21 protein-coding genes are annotated in these 15,641 nt (G+C 66.6%); 13 read left to right on the plus strand and 8 right to left on the minus strand.

Going from position 1 to position 15,641, the window contains the following annotated elements; genetic code table 11:
- Positions 1-185: 185 nt before the first annotated feature.
- Complete coding sequence (locus G7043_RS25645) at positions 186-1,700, plus strand: glycoside hydrolase (protein ID WP_166049654.1); 1,515 nt, start codon at positions 186-188, stop codon at positions 1,698-1,700.
- Positions 1,701-2,321: 621 nt separating this feature from the next.
- Here the strand turns inward: G7043_RS25645 and G7043_RS25650 are convergent.
- Together G7043_RS25650 and G7043_RS25655 are read right to left on the minus strand one after the other, a co-directional pair.
- Positions 2,322-2,672, minus strand: a complete 351-nt coding sequence (locus tag G7043_RS25650; protein WP_166049656.1) for a YybH family protein — start codon at positions 2,670-2,672, stop codon at positions 2,322-2,324.
- 156 nt (positions 2,673-2,828) lie between these two features.
- A complete protein-coding gene (locus G7043_RS25655; protein ID WP_207311720.1) occupies positions 2,829-3,641 on the minus strand; it encodes an MBL fold metallo-hydrolase in 813 nt (270 codons plus the stop codon).
- A 90-nt stretch (positions 3,642-3,731) separates the two neighbouring features.
- On the opposite strand from G7043_RS25655, the gene G7043_RS25660 reads away from it, so the two are divergent.
- The gene (locus tag G7043_RS25660; RefSeq protein ID WP_166049660.1) at positions 3,732-4,106 is read left to right on the plus strand and encodes a winged helix-turn-helix transcriptional regulator; all 375 of its coding nucleotides are present in this window, start codon (positions 3,732-3,734) and stop codon (positions 4,104-4,106) included.
- A 269-nt stretch (positions 4,107-4,375) separates the two neighbouring features.
- The gene (locus tag G7043_RS25665) at positions 4,376-4,606 is read left to right on the plus strand and encodes a DUF2188 domain-containing protein (protein ID WP_166049662.1); all 231 of its coding nucleotides are present in this window, start codon (positions 4,376-4,378) and stop codon (positions 4,604-4,606) included.
- A gap of 128 nt (positions 4,607-4,734) precedes the next feature.
- Here G7043_RS25665 and G7043_RS25670 read toward each other — a convergent pair whose 3' ends face one another.
- Together G7043_RS25670 and G7043_RS25675 are read right to left on the minus strand one after the other, a co-directional pair.
- On the minus strand, positions 4,735-4,911 hold the full coding sequence (locus G7043_RS25670) for a hypothetical protein (protein ID WP_166049664.1): 177 nt from the start codon (positions 4,909-4,911) through the stop codon (positions 4,735-4,737).
- Positions 4,912-5,292: 381 nt separating this feature from the next.
- Positions 5,293-5,649 (minus strand): HPF/RaiA family ribosome-associated protein, encoded by a 357-nt coding sequence (locus tag G7043_RS25675; RefSeq protein ID WP_313888066.1) that lies wholly within the window; start codon positions 5,647-5,649, stop codon positions 5,293-5,295.
- A gap of 604 nt (positions 5,650-6,253) precedes the next feature.
- Between G7043_RS25675 and G7043_RS25680 the strand changes: the two genes are divergently transcribed.
- Positions 6,254-7,414 (plus strand): AI-2E family transporter, encoded by a 1,161-nt coding sequence (locus G7043_RS25680; RefSeq protein ID WP_166049668.1) that lies wholly within the window; start codon positions 6,254-6,256, stop codon positions 7,412-7,414.
- 44 nt (positions 7,415-7,458) lie between these two features.
- Positions 7,459-8,499, plus strand: a complete 1,041-nt coding sequence (locus G7043_RS25685) for a fatty acid desaturase family protein (protein ID WP_166049670.1) — start codon at positions 7,459-7,461, stop codon at positions 8,497-8,499.
- Positions 8,500-8,586: 87 nt separating this feature from the next.
- Here G7043_RS25685 and G7043_RS25690 read toward each other — a convergent pair whose 3' ends face one another.
- From G7043_RS25690 to G7043_RS25705, 4 genes are all read right to left on the minus strand, one after another.
- The gene (locus G7043_RS25690; RefSeq protein ID WP_112264168.1) at positions 8,587-8,790 is read right to left on the minus strand and encodes a cold-shock protein; all 204 of its coding nucleotides are present in this window, start codon (positions 8,788-8,790) and stop codon (positions 8,587-8,589) included.
- Between the two features lie 261 nt (positions 8,791-9,051).
- Entirely contained in the window at positions 9,052-9,873 is an 822-nt protein-coding gene (locus tag G7043_RS25695; RefSeq protein ID WP_166049672.1) for a transglutaminase domain-containing protein, read from the minus strand.
- Positions 9,874-9,929: 56 nt separating this feature from the next.
- Positions 9,930-10,085, minus strand: coding sequence for a DUF6307 family protein (locus G7043_RS25700; RefSeq protein WP_166049674.1), 156 nt, complete (start codon positions 10,083-10,085; stop codon positions 9,930-9,932).
- On the minus strand, positions 10,082-10,561 hold the full coding sequence (locus tag G7043_RS25705) for a DUF5994 family protein (protein ID WP_207311721.1): 480 nt from the start codon (positions 10,559-10,561) through the stop codon (positions 10,082-10,084). The genes G7043_RS25700 and G7043_RS25705 overlap by 4 nt, the downstream gene beginning before the upstream one ends.
- Before the next feature lie 430 nt (positions 10,562-10,991).
- On the opposite strand from G7043_RS25705, the gene G7043_RS25710 reads away from it, so the two are divergent.
- From G7043_RS25710 to G7043_RS25745, 8 genes are all read left to right on the plus strand, one after another.
- The gene (locus tag G7043_RS25710) at positions 10,992-11,585 is read left to right on the plus strand and encodes a GNAT family N-acetyltransferase (protein ID WP_166049676.1); all 594 of its coding nucleotides are present in this window, start codon (positions 10,992-10,994) and stop codon (positions 11,583-11,585) included.
- A 53-nt stretch (positions 11,586-11,638) separates the two neighbouring features.
- Entirely contained in the window at positions 11,639-12,775 is a 1,137-nt protein-coding gene (locus tag G7043_RS25715; RefSeq protein WP_166049678.1) for a N(5)-(carboxyethyl)ornithine synthase, read from the plus strand.
- Positions 12,762-12,926, plus strand: coding sequence for an RGCVC family protein (locus G7043_RS25720; RefSeq protein ID WP_166049680.1), 165 nt, complete (start codon positions 12,762-12,764; stop codon positions 12,924-12,926). Before G7043_RS25715 ends, G7043_RS25720 begins: the two co-directional genes overlap by 14 nt.
- 13 nt (positions 12,927-12,939) lie before the next feature.
- Positions 12,940-13,080: a cold shock domain-containing protein gene (locus tag G7043_RS25725; RefSeq protein WP_166049683.1), complete on the plus strand. Its 141-nt coding sequence runs from the start codon at positions 12,940-12,942 to the stop codon at positions 13,078-13,080.
- 262 nt (positions 13,081-13,342) lie between these two features.
- Positions 13,343-13,639 carry an HPF/RaiA family ribosome-associated protein gene (locus G7043_RS25730; RefSeq protein ID WP_242642669.1) on the plus strand — a complete coding sequence of 99 codons (297 nt, stop codon included), beginning with the start codon at positions 13,343-13,345 and terminating at the stop codon, positions 13,637-13,639.
- Positions 13,640-13,858: 219 nt separating this feature from the next.
- Positions 13,859-14,062 carry a hypothetical protein gene (locus tag G7043_RS25735; protein WP_166049687.1) on the plus strand — a complete coding sequence of 68 codons (204 nt, stop codon included), beginning with the start codon at positions 13,859-13,861 and terminating at the stop codon, positions 14,060-14,062.
- A gap of 408 nt (positions 14,063-14,470) precedes the next feature.
- Positions 14,471-15,247: an aminoglycoside phosphotransferase gene (locus G7043_RS25740; protein ID WP_166050202.1), complete on the plus strand. Its 777-nt coding sequence runs from the start codon at positions 14,471-14,473 to the stop codon at positions 15,245-15,247.
- Entirely contained in the window at positions 15,244-15,621 is a 378-nt protein-coding gene (locus tag G7043_RS25745) for a hypothetical protein (protein WP_166049689.1), read from the plus strand. Before G7043_RS25740 ends, G7043_RS25745 begins: the two co-directional genes overlap by 4 nt.
- The last annotated feature ends 20 nt before the right edge of the window (positions 15,622-15,641 follow it).

Consider the following 15,641-nt stretch of genomic DNA (forward strand, 5'->3'; position numbering starts at 1 on the left):
TCTGGAGCGACAGACGCTTCCCCAGGGCCGTTGTCGACTGGGCCCGCTTGGTCGTCGAGCCAGGACCGCCTCCCCTCCGACGCTTCCGGATCGAAGACCGAGCGGGAACCACGACTGAACGGCCAGTGCGCGATCGGCATCAGGCACGAATCATCCTCCACATCGGACACAAAGGATCGAGCAACGTGACACGGAAACGCGGATTCAGCGGATTCGGCAGAGGCGTCGGCGCGCTCGCGTCGGCCCTGCTCCTCATCACGACGGGTGCGGCCGTCGGGGACGTCGGCGCGGCTGCCACGGCACGGATATCCACGACACCGGCCCAGACGATCCAGAACATCGGGGCGTCCGGCGCCTGGTGGGTCAACGACCTCGCCCGCTTCTCCCCCGCCGTCCAGCAGCGGGTGGCGGAGCTCCTGTTCAGTCCGAGCGGCATCCAGCTGTCGGCTTACCGGTACAACATCGGCGGCGGCGGTACCGGAGTGCGGGCCGGTGACCGGGCGCCACAGTCGCTGATGGTCTCGCCCGGCCGCTACGACTGGAGCCGCGATCCGGGCGGCACGACCTTTCTGCGCTATGCGGCCAAGCACGGGGTGCCGGACATAGTCGGGTTCGTCAACAGCGCCCCGGCGACGTGGATGTCCAACGGCAAGAGCTGCGGCGGCACCCTGAAGTCGGGATCACTCCAGGCATACGCCAACTACATCGCCGACATCGTCACGCACTTCGGCGCCGAGGGCGTGAAGATCAACTACATCAGTCCGATGAACGAACCCGCCGTGTCCTTCTCCCAATGCACCCAGGAAGGCATGCTGACCCCGGTCAGCCTGCGCGACGACATCGTGCGCACGGTGGGGCAGACCCTGGCGTCACGGGCGCCCTCCACCCGCGTGAGTGCCGACGAGTCCGACAAGGTCGCCAGGTTCCTCAACGAGGTGCCGCAGTGGATCAACCAGCCGGGCACCTCGCAGTACGTGGCGAACCTCGCCCACCACACCTACGACTTCCCCACCGACTCGTCGCTCGCGAAGATCCCGCCGATGGCCAAGCAGCACGGCAAACCCACCTGGGCCACCGAGATCTGCTGCTGGAGCAACAGCAGCTCGCCCGCCTACGGCGCCCAGTACGACCCGACCATCTCCGGCGGCCTCGCCATGGCGAGCATCATCCACCGGGACTTCACCATCGCCGGCGACTCCGCGTTCCACTGGTGGACCGCCCTGTCCAAGGTCATGGGGTGCAACCCCGGCAGCAACCCGTCCTGCGCGACCACCATCAACACCACGGGCTACAACGACGGGCTCATCTACTTCGACCCGAACTACGCGAGCAACGGCAACCAGAACCTCTACCTCACCAAGCGGTTCTACACCCTCGGCCAGTACAGCAAGTTCGTCCGTCCCGGCTCCGTCCGCTACCCCGTTACCGGCGCACCGAGCGGTGTGCAGATCCTGGCCACCTCTCTGGGCGGCACCTGGACGCTGGTGGTCAACAACGTCAACACCAGCGCCCAGACCGTCAGCGTGCAGCTGCCAGGCAGCGGCGTCTCAGCGAGCGGCGCGTATCGCACCAGCGCGTCGGAGAACCTTGCCGCAACCGGACTTCCGGCGGTGGCCAACGGCACCGCCACGCTGAACCTGCCGGCCAGGAGCGTCACGACGTACACCTTCCGCACGGCTGCCGCCATGACGGGCCCGTAGGCGCCTTTCGACACAACCCTGTCCCTGCAAGGAGTCATCGTATCGATGCGACAACGCACCTTCCTGAGGCTGAGCACGGCCGCGGCGGTGACCACGGGCAGCGCGACCTTGCTCTCTTCGATCGCCCAGGCCTTCACCGACCACGTCGGCCGACGCGTGTCCTGCGAACCTCTTGCTCGAGCGAACGTACAGGCCCACCTGGCCGACGAACTTCCACGGCCACAACCGCCCCGCAGGCTTCAGCGACGAAGCCAGCGACCGCGACGTCCTTGTCATGCCGCTGGCCGCACTGGGTCATGCTGCCGGCCGCACTGGCTGCGGCGTTTCCCGGCGGCCGGCACACCATCGAACGACTCACCCCGGTCGGCACTGACGACGCACTGCTGTGCCGGCGGTTCACCGGCACCCCCTTCCTCGGTGCCGTGACAGCCGGTGCCCGCGTGGACTTCGCCGGCACCGACCTGCTCACCCCCTCTCAGCCGACTGCGTCCGGACCACACCGGATCATGACCGTGTCACCGACGCCGGAAAGCAAGCGGCGGCCGCATCGAGAAAGTCGATACGGCCGCCGCTGCCGTGACGAGGTTCCGTCGCCCGACGGTGATGCCGGGATGACGAGAATCAGACGCCGTAGGGGTTTTCGATGATGTAGACCCAGCCCCCCTCGCTCGTCCTCCTCATCACCTCGACCGACTTCCCTTCCACGGTGCCGCTCTCGCTCGTGATCTGCCAGGACGGCTGGACCATCGCCAGGTCGCCGTTCTGATGGACCGACGCGGCCTTCACCTCCATGGTGCTGGGCGAGGCGAGGTAGGGCTTCAGCGCTTCCTTGATGCTTTCCCTGCCGTAGACCGGCTGCTGTCCCGGTCCCGGTACGAACATGGCGTCTTCGTCGAACAGGGAACCCAGTCCGTCGAGGTCCTGGTCCTTGAGGTACTGGGCGAAGCGCTCGTGCACGACTTCCGGTGTCATGTTCTTTCCTTTTTCGTTTCTTCGTTGCGAACTGGCGGGTCGGCTACAGGCCGATCTGCGTGAGCCGTTGACCGTGCGGTGACCGCAGCCCGCTCCCGCGTCTCGGCGGCTTGGAAAGGGCGGGCTGGTGCGCCGGCGGCGGCCCTGGGTGAGGTGTCAGCGGGTGTGCGGGTCCGGCAGGGTGACGGGCCGCCCCAAGGTGGGCCAGTGCAGCGGGGCGCCGGCGGCGTCGAAGGTCTGCTGGACGTGGTTGCGGTCTTCGGTGTAGTGGGCCCAGCCCTCGGCGTGCACGGCCACCACGAGGGGATCGCCGAGCAGGCGGCGGGCCTCGACGGCCTGTGCCGCGGTCAGTGACAGTCGTATGTCACCGAATGCCTCGAAGCCTGCCGCGCCCAGGTGCAACAGCGCCACGTCTACGCGGTGCCGGTCGGCCAGGGCGCTCATCGCGTCCAGGTCGACGGTGTCACCGGAGACGTACACCGTCGGTGCCGAGCCGTCGTCGGTGTGCAGGAGGAAACCAGTGACCGGACCGGTGATGGCCTCGGTGCCGACGGGACCGTGGCGGGCGGGGACCGCGGTGATGTTCAGCGGCGTGCGGCCCGGCTTCGACAGGGTCCGGGTCTGCCAGGGCTCCAGGCCGACAGCTGCGCCACCGAGATCCTCGGCGCCGGCGACGGTGGTGAACACCTCCGAGGCACCGGAGGCCACCGCACGCCCGGCGGTGTCGAGGTTGTCCTGGTGCTCGGTGTGGCTGACCAGGACGGCGTCGAGGGCGGGCAGTTGTGAGGGGTCCAGCGCCGAGCCAGCGGTCTTGCGCACCACGACCGGGCCGTTCTGGTACTCGGTGCCGGCGGCGTCGAAGGTCGGGTCGGTCAGCAGCGTCCATCCGGCCAGGTGGATCAGCGCGGTGGGGCCGCCGAGCACCGTCGCGGTGTTCGCGGCGCGGGTCACGGCAACGTCGGTTACCACAGGTACTCCTTGACGATCAGCGGTTGGCTCACTCACTCTGACCGAGTAACTTCCTCTTAGGAAGTACATACCTTCAGGTGAGGTGAGCACGTGCAGGAAAGCACGCGAGGCAACGTCCGCGATCCCGCCTGCCCCGGCAGGCAGCTGTTCGACCTGGTCACCGCCCGGTGGGCCGCCCTGGTCCTGGTCGACCTCATGGACGGCCCGCAACGCTGGTCCGAGCTGCGCCGGCGGGCCGGCGGCGTCAGCGACAAGATGCTCGCGCAGACCCTGCGCGACCTCGAAGCAGGTGGACTGATCACCCGCATCGTGCACACCAGCCGCCCACCGACGGTGCAGTACGCCCTGACCGACCTCGCCCGCGGCGTCACCCCAGCACTGCAACACCTGCAGGACTGGGCCGAAGAACACACCAGCGACTACGCCCACCACCGACACACCCACACCACAGATCCGCAGCCCTGAAAGGCAGGCTCGGTGTGCACACGTCACCGTGCCGGCGATGCGTTGGCCCGCCAGTCGTCCAGGCCCACGCGAGGTGCGAGGTCTCAGGCTCCAGGCGAGCATCTCCATGCGGCGGCTGACGACGTAGGCCGGGGTGGGCGCAGTGACTCGAGCACCAGCTCAAGTTGAGGACGCACCCCTGCGGCTGGGCGCGGACTGGAAGGTCCCCGCGTGGTGTGCGGCTCGCCGTCCGGGGTACTCGACCGGGCAACCCCGACGGGAGCGAGCCCATGCGTGGTGACGTCGAAACCTACTTCGAAGACGGCCGGTGGAAGAACAAGGTCCAGGGCAGCGAACAGGTCTCCAGCACCCACCTCACCAAGGAGGAAGCAACCACGAACGGTCGTGAGATGGCGATCGTGCACGCGGTCGACCACATCATCCGGGACCGTGACGGCACGATCAGCGAGCACGACGTCTACCCCCGCGGCCGCGCCCCCCACACCGACCTCCCCAGCTGAGCCCGCGTCCGGTTCTGCGGTGTTACCGCAGGTGCACATACCTGATCGGCCACATCGGTCGGTGAACGACGCGCGAGTGGCGGTGATGGGCGCGCGGGAGCGGGAGGACGTCGAGAGCGACTCCGGTGTCACCAGGGCCGCTTGGCCGGAATGACGAGCGCGGGGACATCGATGGCCGGGTCGGTCGACAGCGGTCGCCAGCTCCCGGCGAAGTGCCTGCCGGACATCGCATCCGGCTTGAGCGGCAACCTCAGACCGTGGTGCACGGTCGACGCCGCAGTAGTGCAGAGCAGATCCGAGATCATCTCGGCGCTCCCGCCTCCAGCTGAACCAGCCGGGTCTCGTGGTACGCCCAAGGCCGCATCAGCTTGACCGCCGGTGCTACGACGTGCCTTCGGTCAACTCCATCCTACGCCGCTCCAGCCGCGGGAAGGTTCGAGGATGTCAACGTCGCGGCGAACGACAACGCCCGGCAGCAACACCGAACATCGCCGCGGTACCGCCACGGCGATGCATGTGCGTTGGACATTCCTCGACGGCATCCCGCCTTCTTCTTTCCGTCCATTGTGGAGCTTTGGTGGAGGGCACCCGGCGGGCGAAGCCGCGCAGCCGAGCACGAGCGGGATCGCGAGCAGGGACCGCGCTCCAGTGCCGAGGCGTTGCCGGACCGACCGGCACCTGTGCCGCTAGCCGAGTTCGGGCGGTGTCGGGACGGATCGCAGCGCGCGGTTGCTGCGCGGCTCGGTGCGAGTCTTGGTTTCGCCGACCTGACGGATCAGCTCGTCGCGGACCTCGTTGAGCGCCGCGGGAAGCTCTCGCTGGGCCGAGGTGGCGACGAGGTGCAGCCGGTGGCCGTGGTTGATCCAGCACTGCAGCATGACGCGCTGCTCGGCGCCCTTGCGATCCTTGAGACTGATCTCCAGTTCGATCTCGTCGTCGCGGTACGACCGCAGACGGGAACCGAGCGCGGCCAGGCGATCCACGACCCAGTCGCGTTCGGAGGAGTGGAAGCCGCTGGCGAGGTGCAGGCGCTGTGCGATCACTGAAGCATCTTCGGGAGTTGCGTTCATGCGTTGTCGCTGACGGTGCTCACTGAAATCTCTCCTCATGGCCAAGACGAACCGCCTGCCCTGCGGGCGGGAAGCTGACCTCAGCCGCAAACCTGGGAACGTCGAAATAATCTCTTTCACATACTCTATATCACCTGCGTGCACTATCACCTGAAATTCACATGAGAATCCGGCGATGATGCCCCTTCGGTCGCCGAGGAGCTCAGCACCGTCCCACATCCAGCCCTTCGCAGGGCATCTAGCAGGGCGAACGGACCGATCGGCGGTGTCGCACCTGAAGCTCCGCAAGCGCCTGCCGACCATATAAGTAACGCGAGATATTTCAGTCGATCAGGAGCGGAACGGTGTAGGGTTGATTTTGTCGAGGATCTCTCCCGCTGAGCGGTCCAGCTCAGGCTGTACTCATCGAAACCTGAACCGGCCATTTTTCCGCCCGAGACGGTGGGCGCGCCTGCTACCCAGCCGGGTTTGTGACCGGCGTGGCGGGGAACTCCGAGCAGACGCAGGCGGACACCTGCCAACTCATCGATGATCCCAGACCCCGGCGTCGGAGATCGACACTGGAGGTGTGGACGTTGTGAGCACCGACCGCGGTGACGTGCCGCCCACGCGGGACCCGATTCCCGCTGTGCTGCGGGTCAGCGCGGCGTTGAGCTGGCGCTTTCTGGTCGTGGTCGCGGCGCTCTACATCGTCGGTGTCATCTTCAGCAGGCTGGCGGCACTCGCCGTCCCGCTCGCGATCGCGCTGCTGCTGGCAGCCTTGCTCGCACCGGCCGTCGATTTCCTGATGGCGCACCGGGTTCCCAGAGGTCTCGCCACCGCGCTGGTGCTGGTCGGCGGACTGCTCCTGCTCGGCGGAATGCTGACGTTCGTCGTGGTGACCTTCGTCAACGGCCTGCCGGACCTGGCCGCGCAACTGGCCCGCAGCATCGACGCGATCTCCGGCTGGCTGGTCGACGGCCCGCTGCAGCTGAGCGAGACGCAGCTGCGCGACTTCGCCGACCGGATCGTGAAAACGTTGCAGGACAACCAGTCTGGCATCACGACGGGCGCCATCACCACCGCGGCGACCGTCGGCGAGACCTTCGCCGAGATGCTGCTGGTGCTGTTCGCGCTCGCGTTCCTCCTCTACGACGGTCCCCGGATCTGGCAGTTCCTCATCCGCGTCGTTCCCGACGGACCCCGCAGGCGGGTCGACGTGGCAGGCCGGCGCAGCCTCGCCGCACTGGTCAGCTACGTCCGCGCCACCGGAGCGGTCGCGGTGGTGGACGCGATCGGCATCGGCATCGGACTGGCCGTGCTGCGCGTGCCGCTGGCGGTTCCGTTGGCGGCGCTGGTGTTCATCTGCGCGTTCGTCCCGATCTTCGGTGCGGTGGTGGCCGGCGCCGTCGCCATCCTCATCGCGCTCGTCGCGAACGGTCCCCTGACCGCGGTGATCGTCCTGATCATCGTCATCGCGGTGAACCAGTTGGAAAGCCACATCCTGCAACCGTTCCTGCTCGGACGCGCGGTGAAGCTGCACCCGCTCGCGGTGGTGCTGGCCATCGCGGCCGGCCTGCTCGTCGCAGGCATCGCGGGCGCACTGCTCGCCGTTCCCCTGCTGGCGGTGCTCAACTCCGCGATCCGCTCCCTGCGCAGCGAGGCAGACGAACACGTGTTACCCGCCGACGTGCACACCAGCCAACCCGAGGAGTCCGGCCCGGACGAACCCGGCCTGGACACCGAAGCCGACAAGTGAACCCCCACAACGGCTCCACACAGCCATCTACCCGGAGCAGATACATGACCTCAACGCACGCCGTCCCGACAGACACGGCTGACCGCCCCCGCGGCAGCGACTTCGCCCGCCTCACCAAGGAACTCAAAGCCGCCGGCCTGCTGAATCGGCGGCGCGGCTACTACCTGCTGCGGATGGCGGTCAACGCGCTGCTGCTCGGCGCGATCGCCGTGACGTTCGCGCTGCTGGGCGACTCCTGGTGGCAACTGGTCACGGCAGCCGTTCTGGCCGTGGCCTCAACACAGCTGGCGTTCATCGGGCACGACGCCGGGCACCGGCAGATCTTCCGCAGTCATCGCAACAACAACGTCGTCGGACATCTGCACGGCAGCCTCACCGGCATCAGCTACCAGTGGTGGGTCGCCAAGCACAACCGCCACCACGCCAACCCCAACCACGAGGACCACGATCCGGACATCGAGATCCACGCCCTCGCGTTCAGCCGTGCGCAGGCTGCTCAGAAACGCGGCCTGTACAGCTGGATCACCAAACACCAGGCGTTCCTGTTCTTCCCGCTGTTGCTCGCGGAAGCCGCCGTGCTGCGCATCTCCGGCCTCGTCGCGTTGTGCCGCAACGAACTGCGCAACCCGTGGCGCGAAGCCGCGCTCCAGATCCTGCCGATGATCGCCTACCTGACGGCGGTGTTCCTCGTGCTGTCGCCGGCGAAGGCAATCGTGTTCATCGCCGTGCACCAAGGCCTCATGGGCGTCTACCTCGGCTGTTCTTTCGCACCCAACCACAAGGGAATGCCGATCATCACCGAGGGCCAGCGCCTCGACCACCTCCACAAGCAGGTGCTCACCTCCCGCAACGTCACCGGCGGCAGGTGGGTCGACGCCCTGCTCGGCGGCCTCAACCACCAGATCGAGCACCACCTCTACCCGCACATGCCCCGCCCGAACCTGCGGCGCGCGCAACCCGTCGTCGAGAACTTCTGCCTGCGGCACGGCATCCCGTACAGCAAAACCACCCTGCGCCACTCCTACGCCCAGGTACTGCGCCATTTGCACGATGCCGGATCACCACTGCGCCACCCGGCACAGTGAACGAGCAAAGCCCGCCGGTTGGACTCAACCGGCGGGCTTTGGTGTTCGTGCGTGCACGTCGCTGGTCGACCAGCGGCGGAACGCGGACTAGGCGGGGACGACGTTGTCCGCCTGCGGGCCCTTCTGGCCCTGCGTGATCTCGAAGGAGACCTTCTGGCCTTCCTGGAGCTCGCGGTAGCCCTGGGCGGCGATGTTCGAGTAGTGCACGAAGACGTCGGCGCCACCGCCGTCCTGCTCGATGAAGCCGAAGCCCTTTTCAGAGTTGAACCACTTGACGGTTCCGGTGGCCATGTGCACTCCAACCATGATTCGGCACCCGCACGATGCGGAGCCGGAGGTGATCCGTCATGGCCCTCAGAGACGCTGAACAGCAAAACGCCCGTGACACGTGATCACGGGCGACCGGTACTTCGGAACCATGACTGATGGCACCACACTACACCGACCACTCGGCGACACCGCGCTCGACGCAACACCGGTGCCGCCACGCGCCGCCGTGCCCACACCCATGCGGTTCAAGAGAACGACTTCCGCGGGTGCGCCGCGTCATCGTCAGGCAGGCGCGAAGTCCTCTTCGGCGTGGACGACCATCGACTCCAGCAACGGGCCGCCGAAGGTGGTGGCCATGGCGACATCGGCGGCGTCCCTGCCACGACCGATGACGACGCGCCCTTTGCGGGGCGTGTTGTTGCGCGGGTCGAAGGTCCACCAGCGGTCACCCAGCCAGACCTCGATCCATGCGGCGAAGTCCATCGGCGCCCCGTCGGGAGGCACGTCGAGGTCCGGCAGGTAGCCGAAGACGTAGCGGGCCGGAATGTTGAGCGCCCGGCAGAACGAGATCGCCAGATGCGCGAAGTCGCGACAGACGCCGACGCCCGCGGCGTTGACGTCGGCCGCGGTGGACAGCGCGGTGGAAGTCCCGTAGCCGAAGCTCAGGTGGTCGTGGACGTACTGGCAGATCTGCCGCACCCGGCGACAGCCGCGCGGCTGCGCTCCGAACCTCGACCAGGCCTCGTCACCGAGAGCGTCGGAAAGGCAGTAGCGGCTGGGCAGGGTGTACAGGAGCACGTCGTCCGGAAGATCCGCAGGCGTCGCTTCCGGAGCATCCTCATCGGTGTCCTCGACGCGGTCCGGCACAACGGCCAGCGCACTGTAGTGCAATGTGGACGGACCGACCGGCAGGACCACTCGGGTGCAGGGATTGCCGTACAGGTCCCGGTAGTGCCGCAGGGCCAGGTCAGGCTCGAACACCAGCCGTTCGCAGGTCACCCGCAGGTCCTGGTCCTCGACAGGTCTCACTTGGAACACTGTTGAGGTCGGCACCTCTGCGCGGTAGGTGAAGGTGCACCCGATGCGCAGCAGCCGGGTGCTCACAGGCAACTCCTCGGCGGCAGGAAGGCTCGGACTGTTCGACCGGGGTGGGGCGGTGATCAGCGCACCTGCTCCGGGATGTGGTCCAGCGCGCCCAGCACGTGCACTGCGAGGCCTCGTGCGTCCTTCTTGCTGAGCTTGGCATGCGCGGACAACACTTCCTGGACGAGCCTGACTCTGCGCTCGTACAAAGTCACATAGGTCGACGCGGTCATGAGGTGCACCTGCTCTTCTGTTCTGGGATTCGTTCGATCGGCGTGGTCACGCTGACACCCGCGGCGAGCAACTCGTCGACGCTCTGGGAGTTGTCGCGAGCCGCGGCCAGCATCATGGTCTGGTGTGCGGCGGTAGCGTGAGTGTTCGACGGCACGACGAGCAGCGTGAGACGGCGCTTGTCCGCCGCGAGCACGTCCACGGTGTGCGCGGGCCTGGAGATGAACCCGTCGAGCCGGATCTGGCGGCCACCACTGATGATGCGGCGGGGCGCGGAGTCCCACTCGGTGAGGTTGTAGCTGACCCGCAGGACGTCGCCCAGCCGAACTGCCAGCGTTGCGAGCAACGCCGGCAGTTCGGCGGCGAGGTCCCGGGAACGTGGCCACCAGGCACCGTCGACATGCCCCGTCGTGGGCGCCTTCGGCCGCAATCGCAATCGTTGCGGGTGCCGAGGCCGCTCGGTGACCGCAGTGGCCACTGGGGCGATGGGAAGGTGGGGTGCCGACGTCATGCCGGAACTCCCGTCCCCGGCCGGAAACAGCCGGTATAGGTTTCGCCGAGCACGACATGAGCTTGACCACCCATGTGCGAGATGTTCTCGACAACTCGACCCTACACCGATTCAGTCATGATCGACCGAAATGTTGCCAAATTTCGCAGAAAACGCTTCCAGTCAGGCAAACCTGCAGCTCAAAAACTCACAGCTGATCCTCAGGAAGCGTTCGTCGGTTTTTCTGATCAGGCAGAACTCGCTCATACGCGCCGGTGATGCGTGTAACATGGAGGCAAAAGTGCCGATTTTTCAACGGCCTCCTTGATCCTTCCCGAAATGGCCTGACGATCCATATCGGACCATTTGCTCGAACATCACCCGGCCAGAACACGCAGCCGGGGGACGGAGTACCGATATGAGCACGTCGACCTGGACCACGCACGCGTTGACCACGGAGCGGCTGACCTTGCGGCCCTGGCTGGTCGACGATGCACAGGCCGCGCTGGATGTCTACGGCCACGCCGAGGTGACTCGCTGGCTCAGCCCCGACATGGACCGGGTGCCCGACCTCGCGGCCATGCGGCTGCTGCTGCAGCAGTGGAGCGCCGAAGCCGCCCGGTTGCCTGCTCCGGCAGGCCGATGGGCCATCCAACGCAACACCGACGACCGTGTGATCGGCGGCGCCATCCTGCTCCCGCTACCGCCGGGCAACGAGGATCTGGAGATCGGCTGGCAGCTGCGCCCCGACGCCTGGGGCAACGGCTATGCGACCGAGACCACCCATGCGCTGGCCGCCTGGGCGTTCAGCCAGGACGTCCAGGAGATCTTCGCCGTCGTCCGGCCCGGCAACGCCCGCGCCGCGGCCACCGTCCGGAACAACGGCATGCACTGGGTCGGCGAGACCACCAAGTATTTCGGTGTCGAACTGCAGGTGTTCCGGCTCCGTGCGGCCGACCTCGACCTGGCGGCACCCACAGCGCTCGGGCCGCCCAACCTCAGTGGCGACTGACTCCCTCTGTCGCGCTGCCGCGGACACCCCACCATCGAAGAAACAAGGCACACGTGGATCAGCTCAGCCTCGGAGTCATCGCACAGTCCCGCAAGGAGAACGAACTCCGGCTTCCCATCCACCCGCTGCACCTGGCTCGGATCGACGCGGATCTTCGTGACCGGATCTACCTCGAACACGGCTATGGAGAACGCTTCGGCGTCTCCGACGAGCAACTCACCGCATCCGTCGCGGGGTTGCGCTCGCGCGAGGAGCTCATCGCGGAATGCGATGTGATCCTGCTGCCCAAACCGCTCGCCGAGGACGTCGCGGAGCTGAGGGAGGGACAGGTGCTGTGGGGATGGCCGCACTGCGTCCAGGACGAGAAGCTCACGCAGCTGGCCGTCGACCGGCGGCTGACGCTCATCGCCTTCGAGGCGATGAACCACTGGACCTCCGACGGTTCGTTCGGCCTGCATGTCTTCCACAAGAACAACGAGCTCGCCGGCTACTGCTCGGTTCTGCACGCCCTGCAGCTCATCGGCTCGACCGGCGACTACGGGCGTCGGCTGCGCGCCGTCGTGATCGGTTTCGGCGCAACCGCGCGAGGCGCCGTGACCGCCCTCAACGCGCACGGGGTGCACGAGGTCAACATCCTCACCAACCGCGGCGTCGCGGCCGTCAGCTCGCCGATCCACTCCGCGCGGATGGTCCACTTCGACCACGACGCCGCCAATCCGCGGCGCAGTCACGCCTTCACCGACGCCGGCCGCGTGCCGCTGGCGGGGTTCCTCTCGGAGCACGACATCATCGTCAACTGCGTGCTCCAGGACACCGACGCGCCGCTGACGTTCCTCATCAACGACGATCTGTCCACTTTGGCCTCGGGAACGCTGGTGGTCGACGTCTCCTGCGACGAGGGCATGGGCTTCGAATGGGCGCGCCCCACCTCGTTCGCACAGCCGGACTTCCTGGTGGGAGACCACGTGCACTACTACGGTGTCGACCACAGCCCGTCCTACCTGTGGAACTCGGCGACCTGGGAGATCAGCGAAGCACTGCTCCCGCACCTGCGCACGGTGCTCAGCGGCGTCTGGGACTCCAGCGAGATCATCCGGCGTGCCATCGAGATCCGCGACGGAACCATCCTGAACCCCCGCATCCTCTCGTTCCAACACCGATCATCGGAGCACCCGCATGCCCGCGTCTGACCTGCAGACCGCTGCACTGACCGGCGGCTCCGACGCTGCCGACATCTGTGCTGTGTGCCCACACCCGTCGCACGAGCACGACCCGATCGGCGTTCGCTACTGCGTCGCGACCACGGCCGGCGCGCTGTCCCGGGACTGCATCTGCCGGTGACGCACGACGCCTGATGCAGGGAAACGTAAAGTGGCTCAACGCGAAGAAGGGCTTCGGCTTCCTCTCCCGCGAGAACGGGCCTGACGTCCTCGTGCACTACTCGGAGATCGAAGTCACTCACGGCCCCAAGGCCACCTCCGTCCGCGCCGTCTGACCTCACACCGTGCTCCTACCAGCTGACACACGCTGACGGAGACACCGACCCGGTGCCCCTCGACCATCCCCCGATCGAGGGGCACCGGCCTCATTACACCCGGTTTTGCCCCACCACACGCGAGTTCGCATCACCGCCCGCACGCGGTGCACGCTCCACAAAGGACGGTGAGCGCATGCCTCACACCCCAGAAGACACTGCGGTCTTCGCCCGACGCCTACGCCTCGCTACCGGATTCCTCGCATCTGAACGCGGATGGGTCTTGGAACACCTCACCGCGCTCGGCCTGCCGTTGCGGTCATTCCGCGACGACCAGATCGAACTGGAAATCAGCCTGAAGGACCGCCAGGGCCCCGAGCAACGACTCACCCTGGAATGCTGGATCGACCGCAGACCACGCCTGCACCTCGTCGCCACATCCTCGGAACGTGATCTGCCCACGGCACTGAGCGAGGTCTGCATCGAGCTGATCCGGCAGATCTACGAGGCCAGGACGCGCACTGATCCACGCAGCAACCGTGCACTGAGGTTGGTGCCCGAATTGCCCAAGCACGAATAGTGGACCCAAGTCCCCCTCGGACACCAAAATGTCGCAAATTTGCGACGTCTACGCGGCAGGTGCTCAAGTCCACTTGAGCACCTGTTTTGCGTTTCGACGCCACAAGCAAAGCGCTGCCTCTACCGCCACGCCGTCAACGACGAACGCTCCAACCCCGCCACCAAAGTCCCCAAACCCCGGCGACAGCCCAGCAGCCGGCGAGCCCTGTCCGGCAAGCAGATGGACCAGCTCAACGACATCGTCGCCACCACCGGCAACGACCCCCAACTCGACTCACTGATCATCCGGTTCCACACCTCGCCGGGCACAACGACACCAACAGCGACGCGGGCAACACCACGACCTACGTCCGCGCCACCCTTCAAAGAAGTCGCCACAGCCCTCGCCGCACTCACCGGTGAGCACCATCTGCTGAGCGCCTGACAGATTCCAGAACAGCCCCGAGTCATCGCTCGATCGCCCTCAGGGCGCGGGCAGTCACTCGCGAAGCTGGAGCACCGTTCTCGGCTGTTTCGTCCAGGCTGGTTCTTTGAGGAGCACGACCCTACCCATGGCATTACGTGCGCACTGGATTTGGTCCACACTGAAACGACTGTGAACACCGGTGATCTCGCAGCTGCTCAACACTTCCCCGGTTCGGGTCACAAGCCGTTCGGCTCCTCGCTTGGAGGTTTTCCAAGCGGTACCAAGGAAACCGCACAGCGCGTTCAGTGAGCGCCAAGGCGAGAGGATCCCGTGTCCAAACAGCTTCACCGCCCACCAGTGCTCGACCACGCCGGTCCAACGTCGCGCGTCGACCTCAGAGAAGCCGATGCGCGGTTCCGGCGGTGGATGCACGACAACCTCACCCACGCCGCCGACCACCTCGGCCTCACCGTTACCGGACAAGTCCGGCTCGGCCGGCTGGACCGGTCGATCAGCGCACCTGTCCACGCGGCTGGCCGGCGGCTCTGGCTTCGGGTGGTGTCGGAGGACAAGCAGTGGACCAGTGGCGACTTCTGGACCGGAAACCTCGACGCCAACGTGTTCGCCACACTGCCCAAGCCGCAGGTCCTCGACCTCTACGAGTGGGAGGAATGGCGGCAGCAACGCGCCGAGCTGATGACCTTGGCACCAGGCTCGCCCTGCTCCCCCACCGACACCCTCCGCCACCCGCTCAACCTCCCCGACCAGTGGTGGACCGACCTCCGCAGAACCATCGAGGCGGTCACGGCGACGCCGACCGAGCGAGTCAACGCCGATCAGGCCTTGGTCACCGGCAGGATCCAGCAGCACTTCGGAAACTCGGTGAACCCCGTGGTCCGCCACTGGGAAACCGTGCACGGCGACCTGCACTGGGCCAACCTCATGGGACCGGACTTCAGCCTGCTGGACTGGGCACTGTGGGGCCGCGGTCCGGCAGGGACGGACGCAGCCACATTGCTCTGCTACAGCCTTCTCGTACCCGACACCGCAGCACGAGTGCGCCACATCTTCGCCGACGTGCTCAACACCGACGCCGGACAACTCGCCCAGCTCTACGTCGCAGCCCGGCTGCTGCACCGAATCGACAAAGGCGACCACCCGGACCTCGCCACACCACTCAGGAAGCTCATCGAGACCCTGTGAACCGCTGTCACACTGCCTCCTCAAGTGGTGACTGCGCCTCTCCGAGACTCGCGATCAGCGCCTTGGACTCCAACTCGTCCAAACTGGACTCGGTCAGCGCGCGCACAACCTCTCCGCACTTCGCCAATGCCAAGGACAACCAGCGAGCAACCCTCACGTTCCATTGCTGGAGCGGCACCCAGGTCTCCTACCACCTAGCCAAGTCAGGCACCGCGGTCACCGGCACGACTGCCTGTTCCTGTCCATTTCGGACGAAACCGCCGAAGACCCTCTTCTGGTCCTCGGCGGTTTCGTTTTGCTGGGGTGGCCGCTGCGGTTCCCTCTCTGGCCGCGTCGGCCAGTTCCAGGCCCGCCGCACCCAAATAACTTCGTGACAAGAGATGAACGGCCGTCA

Source organism: Lentzea alba (assembly GCF_011067745.1).
Taxonomy (GTDB): domain Bacteria; phylum Actinomycetota; class Actinomycetes; order Mycobacteriales; family Pseudonocardiaceae; genus Lentzea; species Lentzea alba.